Source organism: Nonomuraea sp. NPDC002799, from assembly GCF_053592075.1.
The window spans coordinates 81,849-96,436 of the sequence record NZ_JBSFVA010000025.1; the positions used below are offsets into that span (position 1 = coordinate 81,849).

Here is a 14,588-nt window from a genome sequence, read left to right on the forward strand (position 1 = left end):
TGTCAGCCGACGCCGAGGAGTGCGTGCGCACGCGCGCGATCGGCGCGGAAGTCGGCGGTCGTGCTCCGGTGCACGATCTGGCCTTTCCGCATGACCGCCACCTCGTCCGCCAGGCGGAAGGCCAGGTGCAGGTCCTGCTCCACGAGCAGGGCCGCGATGCCTTCGCCGCGTAGCCCGCCGAGCAGGCCGGCGACCTGGTCGACGGCGGCGGGCGCGAGGCCGTCGGACGGTTCGTCCAGCAGGAGCAGGCGCGGGTCGCGCAGCAGGGCCCGGCCGATGGCGAGCAGTTGCTGCTCGCCGCCGGACAGCTGGTCGCCGCGGTGGGTGCGGCGTGCGGCCAGGCCCGGCATCAGCTCGTAGATCCGTTCCGGCGTCCAGGTCCGGTTTCCGCGGCGGGCCGCGAGGCCCAGGTTCTCCGCCACGGTGAGGGGGGCGAACACGCGGCGGCCCTGGGGGACGATGGCGACGCCGCCGCGGGCGACGGTGTGCGCGGCGGCTCCGGTCAGGTCGCGGCCGCCGATCCGGACGCTGCCGGAGTACGGCTTGAGCAGGCCCATGACCGTGTGGACGAGGGTGGTCTTGCCGGCGCCGTTGCGGCCGAGCAGCGCCACGACGCCGCCTTCGGGGACGGTGAGGTCGACGCCGTCGAGCACGGTGGTGCCGGCGTAACCCGCGCGCAGCTCGCGTACGGTCAGCACGTCCGTCATCGGGGGTCTCCGGTGAAGAGGTCGTCGGTTCTGGCCGCGCCGAGGTAGGCGGCCCGCACCGCGTCGTCGGCCCTGATCTGTTCGGGCGGCCCGGAGGCCAGGACTCTGCCGAGGTGCAGGACGGTGACCCGGCCGGCCAGGCGGAACACCACGTCCAGGTCGTGCTCGACGATGAGCAGCGTCAGGCTGTCCGGCAGCCGTTCGACCAGGCCGGCGAAGTGTTCGGTCTCGGCGGCGGACATGCCCGCGGTGGGCTCGTCGAACATCACCAGCGTCGGCCGCGCGGCCAGCACCATCGCCACTTCGAGCTGCCTGCGCTCGCCGTGGGACAGTGCGGCGGCGTGGTCGGCCGCCCGCCCGGCCAGCCCGACCGCCGCCAGGTGCTCGCGGGCCTGCGCCTCGGTGCGGCCGAAGCGGCGCGCGGCCCGGTCGAAGCGGTGCGCCACGCGGTCCACGCGCTGGACGGCGAGGGCGACGTTGTCCAGCACCGAGCAGTTCAGGAACAGGCTGGCGTGCTGGTAGGTGCGCAGCAGGCCACGCCGGGCCCGTTCGGACTCCGGCAGCGTGGTGATGTCGTGGCCGTCGAACAGCACGCTCCCGGCGGTGGCCGGCAGCGTCCCGGCGACGGTGGCGAACAGGGTCGACTTGCCGGCGCCGTTCGGCCCGATGAGGGCGTGCCGCTCGCCGGGCAGCACCGTCAGGTCCACCTCGTCGACGGCCCGCAGCGAGCCGTAGGCGCGGGTGAGGCCGCGCAGTTCCAGCAGGGGCGTCACGGGATGTTCTCCTTCCGATGACGGCGGCGGATCCCGGCGATGCCGCGCGGGAGCAGGAAGACGACGGCCACGAAGGCCAGGCCGAGCACCAGCGGGCCGTGCCCGCCGATGGAGGCCGACAGGTTGTCGCGGACGAGGAGCACCAGCGCGGCGCCCAGGCAGGGGCCCCACAGACTGCCCGCCCCGCCGATGACCACGCTGAGCAGGGCCAGCGCCGCGACCTCGAACCCGAGGTCGCCGGGCGAGACGAACCGGGCGTGCGCCGCCCACAACGAGCCGCCCACGCCGGCGACGGCGCCGGCCAGGCAGAACACGCCGTACCGGGCGAGCGCCGGGCGGTAACCCAGGGCGCGCAGCCGGGGCTCGTTGTCGCGGATGCCGCGCAGCGTCCTGCCGTACGGGGAGCGCACGACCAGCGCGACCGCCGCGTACACGCTGATCGCCACCGCCAGCACCCACCAGTAGACGAACCCGGCGGCGGTCAGCGGCGGGCCGCCGAACAGGCTGATCGGCGGCATCCCCGCCAGGCCGTTGCTCGCGCCCACGGCCGGCCAGGTGCCGGCCACCTGATGCACCGACTCGCCGATCGCGAGCGTCAGCATGAGGAAGACGATCCCCCGGGCGCGCACCGCCACCCAGCCGGTGAGCGCCGCGGTGACCAGGCCGGCGGCCAGACCGGCGAGTGCTTGGACGAGTGCGTCGGAGGTGAGGTGGATGCCGACCAGCGCGGCGGTGTAGGCGCCGGCGCCGAAGTAGGCCGCCTGCCCCAGCGTGGGCAGCCCCGTGACCCCGGTCAGCAGGTCGACGCTGAGCACCAGCACGGCGAAGGCCAGGATCCGGGTCATGGTCGAGACCGGGTAGACACCCAGGACCAGCGGCGCCGCCGCGAGCAGCACCAGCACCGGCACGATCACGAGCGCCGCGCGCGCGGCGGACCGGGGCTCGCGCACCGCTCCTGTGCGATCGGCCGCCGGCGTCAGGGCCCGGTACGTGACCTTCACGCGGGCACCGCCGCCCGCGCCGGCAGCAGTCCCGCCGGACGCAGGAGCAGCACCAGGCCCATCGCCCCGAAGATCAGGAAGGACGCGTACTCCGGCAGCAACGCGGTGCCGAGCGCCTGGACCTGCCCGATCAGCACCGCGCCGAGCAGGGCGCCCCGGACCGAGCCCAGCCCGCCGATCACCACCACGACCAGCGCCAGCAGCAACACCTTCTCGTCCAGGCCCGGCTGCGCGCCCAAGATGGGAGCGGCCAGCACCCCACCGGCCGCCGCGAGCCCCGCACCCGCGGCGAAGACCCCGACGAGCACCCTGCCGGTGTTGACGCCCAGCGCCGCGACCATGCCGCGATCGGCGACCGTCGCGCGGATCAGCGCGCCGAGCCGGCTCCGCTCGACCAGCACGTAAACCGCCACGGCCAGCACCAGCCCGAAGCCGATCACCAGCAGGCGATAGACCGGATAGGTCTCGCCGAACACGGCGACGCTCCCCGCCACCGGCGCGGGCGCCGCGACGGAGTGCACCTCGTCGCCGAAGAGCGCCGACAACGTCTCGGCGACGACCAGCGAGACGCCGAGCGTGAGCAGGGCCTGGTCGAGGTGGCGCGGCGTGGCCCGGCTCAGGCCCGCGAGCAAGGCGCCGAGCACGGCGCCCACCACGGCGGCGACCAGCACCGCCGCGACGAAGGCCGGCAGGCCGCCCTCGCCGCCGGCCACCAGCGCGACCGCGATGTACGCGCCGGCCAGGTAAACCGCTCCGTGGGCGAGGTTGAGCACGTCCATCATGCCGAACACCAGCGACAGGCCCAGCGCGATGGCGAACAACAACGAGCCCATCGCCAGGCCGTTGAGCACGCTCACCAGGTAGGTGACCATCAGCTCAGCTCGCTGACGACGGCGTTGACCACGGTGCCGCCGCTGGACCGGACCTCGCGCAGGTAGTACTTCTGCTGGGCGTCGTGGTCGGCGTCGAAGCTCCACTGTCCTCGGGGGCTGTCCACGGTCCCCACCGCGCCCAGCGCCTTGACCAGTTCGTCGCCGGTGCCGCCCGGAGCGCCGGCCAGCGCCTTGTCCAGCACCGATGCGGCGTCGTAGGCCTGCACCGCGTAGACCGTCGGCGCCTCGTCGTACGCCTTGCGGTAGGCGGCCACGAACTCCTTGTTGCGCGGGGTGTCCAGCTCGGTGGAGTAGTGGAGCGACGTCTTGACCCCGACCGCGGCGTTCCCCTGGGCGTCGAGCACGCCGCCTTCGGTCAGGAAGCCGGTGCCGTACAGCGGTGTGCCGTCGGCCAGCCCGAACTGCTGGTACTGCTTGACGAAGCTCACCGCCTCGGCCCCGGCGTAGAAGCCGTAGACGGCCTCGGCGCCGGAGCCGCGGATCGCCGACAGGAAGGGCTGGAAGTCCTGGGTCTTGCCGAAGGGCGTGTACTTCTCCCCCGCGACCTTGCCGCCCGCCGCCTCGAACGTCTTGCGGAACCCCGCGACCATCTCCCGGCCCGCGGCGTAGTCGGCGGCGATGAGGTAGACGCCGCCCTTGACCTCCTTGGCCACGGCGGGACCCAGCGCCGCCGACACCTTGCCGTTGGCGAAGCTGGTGCGCCACACGTACGCGGACTTGCGGGCGCCGGTGATGTCGTCGGCCCCCGCGTTGGCGATCAGCAGCGGTTTCTTCGACTCGTGGAAGAAGTCCCGCAGGCCCAGCGCGGTCGCGGAGTTGACGACCCCGACCACCGCGGTGGCCTGATCCTGCGCCACCAGCTTCTGCGCCGCCGGCACACCCGTCTGCGGGCCCTCGCCCTCGTCGGCGCTGACCACCTCGACCGTACGCCCGCCGAGCTTGCCGCCATGCTGGTCGAGATAGAGCTGGAAGCCATGGCCCAGGTCCTCGCCGAGCGGCGCGTAGACACCTGACAGCGGGACCAATAATCCGATCTTCACCGCGCCGCCGGACTGGACGGGGCCGGACTGGTCAAGGCTCGAACCGGCGCAACCCGAGAGCACGAGAGCCAGGCCGAGGGCGGCCGCGCTGTTCCGTAACGAGCGCGGATCGATGGCGAGAACGTGCATGGCAACACTCCAGGGGGTGAGTTCAGCGCCCCGTGCTGAGACGGTGGGCCCAGAATCTACATACGTGTGTTGCGACGTCAATAGCCTGTCATGAATCCAGGCCGCGGCCGGCGCTCGTGACCGGGCGGCGCGGGCGGTCTAGTGCCGGGCCGCGGCCTCCTCCTCCATGCGGTCCCATTCGGCCTGGGCGCGCCGGTGCCACCGGTTGTGCAGGTCGTGGAAGACCGCTGCCGCCTTCGGGCCCGGCCAGGCGTGGTCGAGCAGCTCGGCGGGCAGGTCGGGGTCGAGGAACGGGAAGCGCCGCCACTCCTGGATGAGCAGCACCTGGTTGACGAACGCCGCGCGGTCGGAGGAGACCGTACGGCCCGCGCAGCGTTCGATGAAGCTCAGGTAGCGCCGCTCGACGTCGTCCAGGTCCCAGGCGGCATTGATGATCTTGGTGGTGTCGCCGATGCCCGCCGACGGGCCCGTCCAGGCGTAGGCGCGGTCGGTGAGGTCGAGCTCCCGGACGACCTCGCGCACCTCGGCCTCCTTGGAGGCGTCCGGCACCACCCACAATCCCGGCGCCGGCGAGCCGAGCCCGAGCCAGGTCAGCTTGGTGCGCAGCCGGTGGCGGAGCCGGCGCTGGGTCTCCGGCACGCCGGCGGTGAGCACGAGCCAGCGGCCGTCCCACGCGTGGGGCCGGCGCATGAAGCCGTAGATGCGCTCGGCTCCCTCGCGCAGCAACCGGTCCCCCGCTTCCGTCAGGTTCCAGCGCACTTTGCGGCCGTGCCGTTCCGACCGCAGCAGCCCCTCGGCCGCGGTGCGGGAGAGCGCCTGCCTGGCGGACTTCTCCTCCACGCCGAGGGACGCGAGGGCCTCGATCAGGCTGCCGGTCCACAGCTCACCGCGGCGGGGCATGACGAACTCTCCGAGAACGGTCAGCAACAGCCACCGGGCGCCGGCGGACGTCCTGTCCTGCGGGCGTTCCGCGGACAGGACCGGCCGGCCGCCGTCTCGCGGACGCGCATCGCTCGGGGTCACCGCTCCCTCCCTCGTTCGGCATCTCCGTGACGCGCATTCTCTCAGGTCAGGCATGCCCGTTCGGCAGCCGGGCGACGTCACGGAACAGCGCCGGACCTACGGTTAGAAAACACTACAAACACTTGACGCTCAACATGGCGCAAGTCGAATATGAGGAATCAAGGCCCCGAACGCTCCGGAGCACGCATTGACTGGCACCGCTGGGACCCCGCCGATGGTCCGCTTCGCGACCTCACCGGACCGCTACCGTCACTGGTCGCTCAAGGTGGACGGGGTGGTGGCCACCGTCACGCTGCGCGTGGACGAGCAGGGCGGTCTGGTCCCCGGCTACGAGCTGAAGATGAACTCCTACGACCTTGGTGTCGACATCGAGCTGTACGACCTCGTGCAGCGGCTGCGCTTCGAGCATCCCGGGGTCAAGGCGGTGGTGCTGACCGGCGGCCTGGACCGGATGTTCTGCGCTGGGGCGAACATCCGGATGCTGGCCCAATCCTCGCACGCCTGGAAGGTGAACTTCTGCAAGTTCACCAACGAGACCCGGGGCGGCATCGAGGACGCGAGTGAGCATTCGGGCCAGACCTGGATCGCCGCGCTCAACGGCACCGCCGCCGGCGGCGGCTATGAGCTCGCGCTGGCCTGCGACCAGATCGTGCTCGTCGACGACGGCTCCTCGGCCGTCTCGCTGCCGGAGGTGCCGCTGCTCGGCGTGCTGCCCGGCACCGGCGGCCTGACCCGCGTCGTCGACAAACGGCACGTACGCAAGGACCGCGCCGACCTGTTCGCCACCAGGCCAGAGGGCTTCCGCGGCGGCACCGCCGCCGCGTGGGGGCTCGTGGACGCGGCCGTCCCGCGCAACGCCTTCACCGATGAGGTCGCCCGGCGGGCGGAGGAGGCGGCGCGGGCGTCCCGGCGCCCCTCGGACGCCAAGGGCGTGGCGCTGACGCCACTCGACCGCGAGGACGGGAACGACACCATCGTCTACCCCTATGTCGCCGCCCTCCTCGACCGGGCGAACCACCTGGCCGAGATCACCGTGTCCGGCCCGCCCGGCGCGCCGCCCGCCGACCCCGCCGCCCAGGGCGCGGACTACTGGCCCCTCGCCATGACCCGGGCGCTGGACGACCTGATCCTGCACCTGCGGACCAACGAACCCGGCCTCGGCATCTGGGTCGTCCGCACCGCCGGCGACCCCGAGCGGGTGCTGGCCTACGACGCCCAGCTCCGCGAGCCCGGCTGGTTCGTCAACGAGGTGCGCCACTACTACAAACGCACCCTCAAACGCCTCGACGTCACCAGCCGCAGCCTCATCGCCGTCATCGAGCCCGGCACCGCCTTCGCCGGGCTGCTGGCCGAGCTCGCCTTCGCCGCCGACCGGCAGTACATGCTGGAGGGCGTCTACGAGGACCACCCCGGCGACCACGCCCCCGCCACCGTCGTCCTCAGCCCGTCCAACGACGGCGACTACCCCATGGGCAACCACCTGTCCCGCCTGGAGTCCCGCTTCTGGGGCCACGACGAGGACCTGGCCGCCGTCCGCGCCAGGCTCGGCGAGCCGCTGGACGCCGCCGCCGCCGCGGAGCTCGGCCTGGTCACCGTGGCCCTGGACGACATCGACTTCGAGGAGGAGCTGCGCATCGCGCTGGAGGAACGCGCCTCGTTGTCGCCCGACGCGCTGACCGGCATGGAGGCCAACCACCGCTTCGTCGGCCCGGAGACGCTGGAGACGAAGATCTTCGGCCGGCTCACCGCCTGGCAGAACTGGATCTTCACCCGGCCGAACGCGGCCGGCCCCGACGGCGCCCTGCGCCGCTACGGCACCGGCCGCAAGGCCGACTACGACCCGGCGCGGGTGTGAGCTGACGGTGGCACGCCACCCTCGTGGCGTGCCGATCGCCGGCCTGCGCTACTGGGCCTGCTGGTCGTACAGGCCGTCCATCATCCGCACCAGCGGCGCGGGGTAGGAGCCCGTACCCTCGTCGCTGAACTGCCCGCCGTACGACGCCTGCCAGTCGCCGGTCGAGGTGTTGCGGATGGAGGTGTGACTCAGCGTGTCACCGTCCGCGTTCGAGTCGTAGAGCGCCCAATGGTGGGCGGTGCGCTTGTTGGTCGCCGAGTCGGAGCTGACCGTGTCGTCGTGACCGGAGGCGAGGAAGGTGTAGTCCGTGCCCATCTGGGAGAGCGGCTGCTTTCCCAGCCAGCTGATGAAGCCGCTGCCCGGACGCATGTCGCTGCACTGCTCGTGGGTGATGGCGCACGCGGTCACCACCGCGCTGCCGATGCCCTGGTGCGGTGTGGCCAGCGTGACCATGTCCTCGATGTACAGGAAGGGTGGCCAGGCTCTGGGCCACACGGTCGCGCCGAGGTTGTTCGGGTCGACCGTCAGCCCGCTCAGGTCGGGCGGCGGCTTGCCGATGCCGTACCTGTTGACGCCTTCGATGGCCGCCTTCGCGACCAGACCGCCCATGGAGTGCGTCACGACGTCGATCGCCACGTCATGGCTGGCGTACAGGTAGTAGACGGTCCACGCGAACTGGCGGCCGACCTCCTGGATGCGTGTGTCGGTGGTCCCTTGGAGCCTGAGGTCGCAGTTGGTGGCCTTGTTGTAGTAGCCGAAGGTGACGACGTCGCCCCAGCCGTTCGCGTTCAGCAGGCTCTCGGCGCTGTTCCACGCGCCGGAGCAGCTGATGTCGGCCTCGCGGTCGAATCCGTGGACCATGACGGTGACCCGGTGCCCGTCGCCGCGCGCGGGCGCGGCCGACGCGGCCGGTGCGGTGGTGATCAGGGTGGCCGCGACTGTGACCCCGGCCAAGGCCAGGGCGAAACCGGATCTGGCTGATCTGTGCATCCACGCTCTCCGTTTCCGTGAGGTCGGAGGCAGGGTAGCGCGCGGACGATCATCTGTGAATGCGTCCGCGAGCAGAACGGAGAGCGCCCGCCGCTGGTCCGCCCGCCCGATGCCGGCCGGCGTTCCGCAGCGGCACCGACGCGACGGCAGTGCGGGGAGGTGTCCGGTTCCGGCCAAGGGCCCGCACTTCTCCTGCGTCTGCGGTTGACGTAGCTTCGCGAGCACCGGATCTCCCCGAGGAGGGACATGTTCGTGCGCTCGTTCAGGCGCGCCGCCATGGCCGCCGCCCTATCCCTGACACTCGTCGTCCCGCTGTCCGCGCCCGCCTCCGCCGCAGACCGCGGCCCCGGCGCACCCGGCGTCGGAGACGCCTACTTCCCCGACTACGGAAACGGGGGCTACGACGTCAGGCACTACGGCCTGAAGCTGAACTACCAGCCGGCCACCGACCGGCTGGAGGGCCAGGCGACCTTGCTGGCCACCGCCTCGCAGACGCTGACGCGCTTCAACCTCGACTTCCTGCTGGACGTGCGGGAGGTCAAGGTCAACGGCAGGGCGGCCGCCTTCGCCAGGACGGGCACGCACGAACTGGAGATCACTCCGGCCCGTGCCCTGCCCAGGTTCCTGCCGTTCGTCGTCGAGGTGACCTACGCGGGCACCCCCGGCTCCATCGAGGTGCCCGGCATCGTCCGGCCGTGGATCAAGCGAGCCGACGGCGCACTCGCGCTGGGCGAGCCGGAGATCGCCTGGTGGTGGTATCCGAGCAACGACCACCCGTCGGACAAGGCCACCTTCGACATCACGGTCACCGTGCCCGAGGGCAAGCAGGCGATCAGCAACGGCGTTCTCGCCTCCCAGCGCACCTCGCGCGGCAAGACCACCTTCCACTGGCTGATGGACAAGCCGATGGCCACCTATCTGGCCATGCTCTACATCGGCGACATAGAGGTGCACCAGTCCCGCTCGTCCACCGGCCTGCCGGTGACGACCGCGTACGACAAGACCCTCGGGCCGCGTCTGGAGTTCGCGAAGGCGAGCGTCGAACGCACGGCCGAGGTCATCGATTGGGAGTCGAGCGTCTTCGGCCGCTACCCGTTCTCCTCGATGGGCGGCTCGGTCGTCAATGAGAACGTGGGCTTCGCGCTGGAGACCCAGTCGCACCCCGTCTACGACTCGATCTTCTTCGAATCCGGGCCTGACGTCAGCGTCGTCGTGCACGAGAACGCCCACCAGTGGTTCGGTGACAGCGTCGCGCTCAAACAGTGGCGCGACATCTGGCTGAACGAGGGTTTCGCCACCTACGCCGAGTGGTTGTGGTCCGAGAAGGAGGGCACCGGCACCGCCGCCGAGCTGGCCAACGCCATCTACGACGACATCCCGGCCGACCACCCCCGGTTCTGGGTCACGGTTCCGGGCGATCCGACCCCGCCCCTCCTCTTCTACGCCTCGGTCTACTGGCGTGGCGGCATGACCCTGCAGGCGCTGCGCGGCGAGGTCGGTGACAAGGACTTCTTCGCCATCATCAGGGCTTGGGCCAAGATCAAGCAGCACGGCAACGGAGACACCGGCGAGTTCGTCGCGCTGTCGGAGAAGATCTCCGGCGAACAGCTCGACTCGCTCTTCCAGACCTGGCTGTTCGAGCCCGGCAAGCCGGCCGGCCCGCCCGCGGCGGTGACGACCCAGGCCAGGACCCAGACCGGGCCTCCGGCCTCCTACGAAAGTCACAAGAGGTTCCACGAACTGCTGCACGGCCCCGCCTGACGGGCTCGCCGGCCGGGCGCGCAGCGACGAAGCCGCGCGCGGCCGGCCGAGCGGGCGGAACGCGTCCGCGAGCCCGGCGCCCATCGCGAAGGCCGCCACGACGCGTTATTGTGGCTCGCCAGGCAGCACACCCCCGCGAGGCCCGCGCCGCCGTACGCTCGCAAAGGTCCTGACACCGCGGCCCCATCTGCCGAACCTGCACGGAGACCCGCTACATGGACCTCGCCACGCGCCGGCGCCGGCAGGCGCTGTTCCTGTTCTTCTTCCTTCCGGGCATCGCCACGTCGTCGTGGGTGACCCGCACGCCGGACATCCGCGACCGCCTGGAGGCCTCCACCGGCCAGATGGGGTGGATCCTGTTCGGCCTGTCACTCGGCTCCATGATCGGCATTCTCTGCTCCGGACGTCTCACCTCGCGCTATGGGACCAGGCCCGTCATCAGTGCCGGAACCGCGACCATCGTCGTGAGCCTGGCCTTGATCAGCGCCGGCACCCTCCTGTCGTCCGTGCCCCTGGTCATGGCAGGTCTGTGCGCGTTCGGCGCGGGCATCGGGGCGGGTGACGTCGCCGTCAACGTCGATGCCACCGACATCGAGCGGATCACCGGCCGGACGACGCTGCCCACCCTGCACGGCTGCTTCAGCCTGGGCACCGTGGTCGGCGCCGGCGCCGGCATCGCGGCCACCGCCACCCGGCTGCCGGTGCACTGGCATCTGGCCGCGGTCACCCTGATCGCCGCCGGGATCTACCTGTACGCCATCCCCCGCATCCCGGCGGGCACCGGCGCTCTCACCCCCGGCCAGGCCGGGGCCGGCACCGGCCACCCGGGACCGAAGATCTGGAAAGACACCAGGCTCCTCCTGATCGGCGCCATCGTCCTGGCGATGGCCCTGGCCGAGGGAGCCGCCAACGACTGGCTACCGCTGCTCATGGTGGACGGGCACGGCCTGACCACCGCGTCCGGATCCCTCGTCTACACCGGTTTCGCCGCCGCCATGACGTTGGGTCGTTTCGGCGGCACGTTCTTCCTCGACCGCTTCGGCCGCACCCTCGTCGTCCGCGCCAGCGCCGTCTCGGGGGCGTTCGGCCTGCTCCTGGTGATCTTCTCGGACAACGTGGTGCTGGCCGGCGCGTCCGTGCTGTTCTGGGGGCTCGGCGCGTCGCTGGGCTTCCCCGTCGCGCTGTCGGCCGCCGGAGAAACCGGACCGGACAAGACCGCCCGTGTCACCCTGGTGGCCACCATCGCCTATGTCGCCTTCCTCGTCGGCCCGCCCGGCCTCGGTTTCCTCGGCGACCACTGGGGCCTGCGCCCGGCCATGCTCGTCGTGCTCGCCTTCGTCGCCTCCGCCGCTTTCCTGGCCTCCGCCGTCGACACCCGGAGCCGCGTCCAGGCCGGTCAGCGCACGTAGCCGGTGGGCTGGGACGGCGCGGTCCGATCGGGGCGTCCCGATCAGCCGTCGTCAGCGCGCGCCGTCGAGTCGTGGCAGCACCTCGGCTGCGATCAACTCCAGGTGATCGAGATCAGCGAAGTCGAGCAGCCGCAGATGCACCCGGGTGGCGCCGATCGCGGCGAACTCGCCGATCCGGTCGACGAGCCGGGCGGGCGAGCCGATCACCGGATCCTCCGGGGGCAACGCGCTCGGCACGTGCAGCGGGGCCGCCCGGCGCCGGGACTCCGCTTCGTCGCGCCCGATCGCGACGACGATGCCCGCGGAGAGCACCAGCGGAGCACGGCCGTCGCGCGTCCGGCCGATCCGCTCCTGAGCCTCGACGACGCGCTCGAACGCCGCCGCGGTCTCGGAGACGTTCCTGAACGGCAGGTTGAACTCGTCGGCGTAGCGGGCGGCGAGCATCGGGGTGCGCTTCGGTCCGCGGCCGCCGATGATGATCGGCGGCCAGGGCCGCTGCACCGGTCTGGGCAGGGCTGGGGCGTCGACCAGCCGGTAGTGCTCGCCGTGGTGGCTGAACCGGCCGCCGGACGGCGTGGCCCAGAGCCCCGTGAGGATGGCGAGCTGCTCCTCCAGCCGGTCGAAGCGCTCGCCGATCGGGGGAAACGGGATGCCGTAGGCGGTGTGCTCCCGCTCGTACCAGCCTGTGCCGATGCCGAGCTCCACGCGGCCTCCGCTCATCTGGTCCACCTGCGCGACGGCCACCGCGAGGGGGCCGGGCAGCCGGAAGGTCACCGAAGAGACCAGGGTGCCCAGCCGGATCCGGGTGGTCTCCCTGGCCAGGCCCGCCAGGGTCACCCAGGCGTCGGTAGGACCTGGCAGGCCGCCCGCCGGCTCCATGGACCGGTAGTGGTCGGCGCGGAGGAAGCCCTCGAACCCGCCGTCCTCGGCCAGCCGCGCCAGCCGCAGTTGATCGTCGTAGGTGGCGCCGCGATGCGGTTCGGTGAAGACGCACACGCGCATGCTCACTGTCCCCTTTCCCGGGCCACCGCCGACGTGCCCCACCCCACCAGCAGCTCGTGCAGATCGGCGCTGCATCGTGCGACCTCTTCGAAATGGGCGTCACGGCCCAGGGTCCGCGGGCGCGGGATGCGGATGTCGACCACCTCCCGGATCCGTCCGGGACGCGGTGTGAGCACCACCACCCGGTCGGCCAGGAGCACCGCCTCGTCGATGGAGTGGGTGACGAAGACGATGGTGGAGGCGTTCTCCATGTGCACGCGCTGCAACTCCACCGACAGTTCTTCCCGGGTGATCGCGTCGAGCGCGGAGAACGGCTCGTCCATCAGCATCACCCGGGGGTCGCCGATCAGCGACCGGCAGAGGGAGACCCGCTGTTGCATGCCGCCGGACAGCTCGTGCGGCAGGCGCTTCTCGAAGCCGGCCAGCCCGGCCATCTCCAGGAGCCGCATGGCGCGCTCACGGTGCGCCGACCGGCGCCAGCCGAAGATCTCCACCGGGAGCAGCACATTGTCGATGACCGACCGCCAGGGCAGCAGCGCGGGCCGCTGGAACACCATCGCGATATCGCGCCGCGCCTTGGAGACCTGCTCGCCGGCGACGGTGATCTCACCCGCGGTCGGCGGCAGCAGGCCGGCGATGAGCCTGAGAAGTGTGGATTTGCCGCATCCTGATCTGCCGACCAGAGCGACGAACTCGCCCTCGGCCACGGTCAGGTCGATGCCGCGCAGCGCCTCCACGACCCCGGATCGTCCAGTGAAACTGCGGGAAACCCCGGCCAGTTCGATCATGCGCGCAGCTCTCCATCTGACTGCGGGTTGTCATCCAGCCGCACCAGACTATACGGATTGACATGAAATGGAAGTCTTATGGGGTTGAATCCCATTCGTTATAGTATTCAACACCGGAAGATCTCCCGGTGCCGACCGTCCCTTCGCAGCCCGAGTAGCGCCGGATGAAAGGAAACGGTGCATGAGCAGGCTCATTCGCACTGTCGCCGCTCTCGCCCTGACCTGCACATTTGTCATTGCTTGCGGCAATTCAGCCAATCAACAGCAAACACCGACCTCCAGCAATAAGCCACTAGAAAAGGTGACTTATCTAACGTCATTCGGCAACTTCGGGCGAGATTCTTACGCCTGGGTCGCCAAAGACAAGGGATTCTTCCGCGAAGCCGGCCTTGACGTGGACATCAAGCCCGGAGGCGGCACGGGCGACAACATCGCGAAGATCGAGGCCGGAGCGGCGATGTTCACCCCGGTCGACCTCACCGGCCTGCTGCTGGCGCGCGGCAACGGCGGCGCCGGGAGCATCGTCGCGGTGGCCGGAATCCAGCAGCGCACCATGGCCGCGCTCATCAGCCTCCAGGGCAACGGGATCGCCAAGCCGAAGGACCTGGAGGGCAAGACGCTCGCCGACAGCCCGGGTTCGGTGGTGCGCAACCTCTTCCCCACCTACGCCAAGCTGGCGGGCGTCGACGCGAAGAAGGTCACCTGGGTCAACGGCGCCCCCGCGAACCTCATCGGCCTGCTGGCGAGCGGCACCGTGGCGGGCATCGGCCAGTTCGTGGTGGGCAAGCCGACGGTGGAGTCGGTGGCCAAGGGCAGGCAGGCGGTCGTGCTTCCGTACAGCGAGGTGATGAGTGATCTCTACGGCAACGTGCTGGTCACCACGACCACGATCGCCCGGGACCAGCCGGACCTGGCCAAGCGTTTCATCGCGGCCCTGATGAAGGGGCTCGTCCACAGCATCGACAACCCGGACGAGGCCGGACGCATCCTGCAGAAGAACCTCCCGGCGGCGGCGGCCGCCCCCGCCGCCGCCGAATGCACCCTGATGAGCGCCTTCGTCCGGCCGGCGGGCTCGGGCAACGTGGTCGGCACGATCGACACGGAGCGGGTCGCCCGCAGCATCAAGCTGCTCCAGGACGCCGGCGCCATGCCGGCCGGGCTGACCCCCGGCCGGCTCATCAGCGCGGACCTGACGCCGAAACCCTGACCGGACGAGG

The 14,588-nt window shown here is 71.2% G+C and carries 13 protein-coding genes; 4 read left to right on the top strand and 9 right to left on the bottom strand.

The genetic code is table 11. The features are described 5' to 3' along the window. Window positions 1-2: 2 nt before the first annotated feature. The 6 genes from ACWD0F_RS35005 to ACWD0F_RS35030 form a co-directional block, all read right to left on the bottom strand. The gene (locus tag ACWD0F_RS35005; RefSeq protein ID WP_449883507.1) at window positions 3-707 is read right to left on the bottom strand and encodes an ABC transporter ATP-binding protein; all 705 of its coding nucleotides are present in this window, start codon (window positions 705-707) and stop codon (window positions 3-5) included. Next, window positions 704-1,480 carry an ABC transporter ATP-binding protein gene (locus ACWD0F_RS35010; protein ID WP_449883509.1) on the bottom strand — a complete coding sequence of 259 codons (777 nt, stop codon included), beginning with the start codon at window positions 1,478-1,480 and terminating at the stop codon, window positions 704-706. The genes ACWD0F_RS35005 and ACWD0F_RS35010 overlap by 4 nt, the downstream gene beginning before the upstream one ends. Further along, window positions 1,477-2,481 carry a branched-chain amino acid ABC transporter permease gene (locus ACWD0F_RS35015; RefSeq protein WP_449883511.1) on the bottom strand — a complete coding sequence of 335 codons (1,005 nt, stop codon included), beginning with the start codon at window positions 2,479-2,481 and terminating at the stop codon, window positions 1,477-1,479. Before ACWD0F_RS35015 ends, ACWD0F_RS35010 begins: the two co-directional genes overlap by 4 nt. After that, window positions 2,478-3,353: a branched-chain amino acid ABC transporter permease gene (locus tag ACWD0F_RS35020; protein ID WP_449883513.1), complete on the bottom strand. Its 876-nt coding sequence runs from the start codon at window positions 3,351-3,353 to the stop codon at window positions 2,478-2,480. Before ACWD0F_RS35020 ends, ACWD0F_RS35015 begins: the two co-directional genes overlap by 4 nt. Beyond that, window positions 3,353-4,543 (bottom strand): ABC transporter substrate-binding protein, encoded by a 1,191-nt coding sequence (locus ACWD0F_RS35025; RefSeq protein ID WP_449883516.1) that lies wholly within the window; start codon window positions 4,541-4,543, stop codon window positions 3,353-3,355. Before ACWD0F_RS35025 ends, ACWD0F_RS35020 begins: the two co-directional genes overlap by 1 nt. Window positions 4,544-4,681: 138 nt before the next feature. Next, window positions 4,682-5,566, bottom strand: coding sequence for a PaaX family transcriptional regulator (locus ACWD0F_RS35030; protein ID WP_449883518.1), 885 nt, complete (start codon window positions 5,564-5,566; stop codon window positions 4,682-4,684). A 214-nt stretch (window positions 5,567-5,780) separates the two neighbouring features. Between ACWD0F_RS35030 and boxC the strand changes: the two genes are divergently transcribed. Beyond that, on the top strand, window positions 5,781-7,421 hold the full coding sequence (boxC, locus tag ACWD0F_RS35035; protein WP_449883520.1) for a 2,3-epoxybenzoyl-CoA dihydrolase: 1,641 nt from the start codon (window positions 5,781-5,783) through the stop codon (window positions 7,419-7,421). A 48-nt stretch (window positions 7,422-7,469) separates the two neighbouring features. Here the strand turns inward: boxC and ACWD0F_RS35040 are convergent, their stop codons facing one another. After that, window positions 7,470-8,411 (bottom strand): esterase/lipase family protein, encoded by a 942-nt coding sequence (locus ACWD0F_RS35040; RefSeq protein WP_449883522.1) that lies wholly within the window; start codon window positions 8,409-8,411, stop codon window positions 7,470-7,472. Window positions 8,412-8,657: 246 nt separating this feature from the next. Here ACWD0F_RS35040 and ACWD0F_RS35045 point away from each other — a divergent pair, with 246 nt between their 5' ends. Both ACWD0F_RS35045 and ACWD0F_RS35050 read left to right on the top strand, forming a co-directional pair. After that, complete coding sequence (locus ACWD0F_RS35045) at window positions 8,658-10,172, top strand: M1 family metallopeptidase (protein ID WP_449883524.1); 1,515 nt, start codon at window positions 8,658-8,660, stop codon at window positions 10,170-10,172. Window positions 10,173-10,387: 215 nt separating this feature from the next. After that, window positions 10,388-11,581: an MFS transporter gene (locus tag ACWD0F_RS35050; protein ID WP_449883527.1), complete on the top strand. Its 1,194-nt coding sequence runs from the start codon at window positions 10,388-10,390 to the stop codon at window positions 11,579-11,581. A gap of 51 nt (window positions 11,582-11,632) precedes the next feature. On the opposite strand, the gene ACWD0F_RS35055 is transcribed toward ACWD0F_RS35050, so the two are convergent. Beyond that, window positions 11,633-12,583 (bottom strand): LLM class F420-dependent oxidoreductase, encoded by a 951-nt coding sequence (locus ACWD0F_RS35055; RefSeq protein WP_449883530.1) that lies wholly within the window; start codon window positions 12,581-12,583, stop codon window positions 11,633-11,635. A 2-nt stretch (window positions 12,584-12,585) separates the two neighbouring features. Continuing rightward, window positions 12,586-13,371 carry an ABC transporter ATP-binding protein gene (locus ACWD0F_RS35060; RefSeq protein WP_449883533.1) on the bottom strand — a complete coding sequence of 262 codons (786 nt, stop codon included), beginning with the start codon at window positions 13,369-13,371 and terminating at the stop codon, window positions 12,586-12,588. A gap of 181 nt (window positions 13,372-13,552) precedes the next feature. Between ACWD0F_RS35060 and ACWD0F_RS35065 the strand changes: the two genes are divergently transcribed. Further along, window positions 13,553-14,578 (top strand): ABC transporter substrate-binding protein, encoded by a 1,026-nt coding sequence (locus ACWD0F_RS35065; protein WP_449883535.1) that lies wholly within the window; start codon window positions 13,553-13,555, stop codon window positions 14,576-14,578. The last annotated feature ends 10 nt before the right edge of the window (window positions 14,579-14,588 follow it).

What these genes read in the sequence shown, in the direction of transcription:
- ACWD0F_RS35005 (WP_449883507.1), bottom strand. Translation starts at nt 707, where the DNA reads ATGACGGACGTGCTGACCGTACGCGAGCTGCGCGCGGGTTACGCCGGC.
- ACWD0F_RS35020 (WP_449883513.1), bottom strand. Translation starts at nt 3,353, where the DNA reads ATGGTCACCTACCTGGTGAGCGTGCTCAACGGCCTGGCGATGGGCTCG.
- ACWD0F_RS35025 (WP_449883516.1), bottom strand. Translation starts at nt 4,543, where the DNA reads ATGCACGTTCTCGCCATCGATCCGCGCTCGTTACGGAACAGCGCGGCC.
- boxC (WP_449883520.1), top strand. Translation starts at nt 5,781, where the DNA reads ATGGTCCGCTTCGCGACCTCACCGGACCGCTACCGTCACTGGTCGCTC.
- ACWD0F_RS35040 (WP_449883522.1), bottom strand. Translation starts at nt 8,411, where the DNA reads ATGCACAGATCAGCCAGATCCGGTTTCGCCCTGGCCTTGGCCGGGGTC.
- ACWD0F_RS35045 (WP_449883524.1), top strand. Translation starts at nt 8,658, where the DNA reads ATGTTCGTGCGCTCGTTCAGGCGCGCCGCCATGGCCGCCGCCCTATCC.
- ACWD0F_RS35050 (WP_449883527.1), top strand. Translation starts at nt 10,388, where the DNA reads ATGGACCTCGCCACGCGCCGGCGCCGGCAGGCGCTGTTCCTGTTCTTC.
- ACWD0F_RS35055 (WP_449883530.1), bottom strand. Translation starts at nt 12,583, where the DNA reads ATGCGCGTGTGCGTCTTCACCGAACCGCATCGCGGCGCCACCTACGAC.
- ACWD0F_RS35060 (WP_449883533.1), bottom strand. Translation starts at nt 13,371, where the DNA reads ATGATCGAACTGGCCGGGGTTTCCCGCAGTTTCACTGGACGATCCGGG.
- ACWD0F_RS35065 (WP_449883535.1), top strand. Translation starts at nt 13,553, where the DNA reads ATGAGCAGGCTCATTCGCACTGTCGCCGCTCTCGCCCTGACCTGCACA.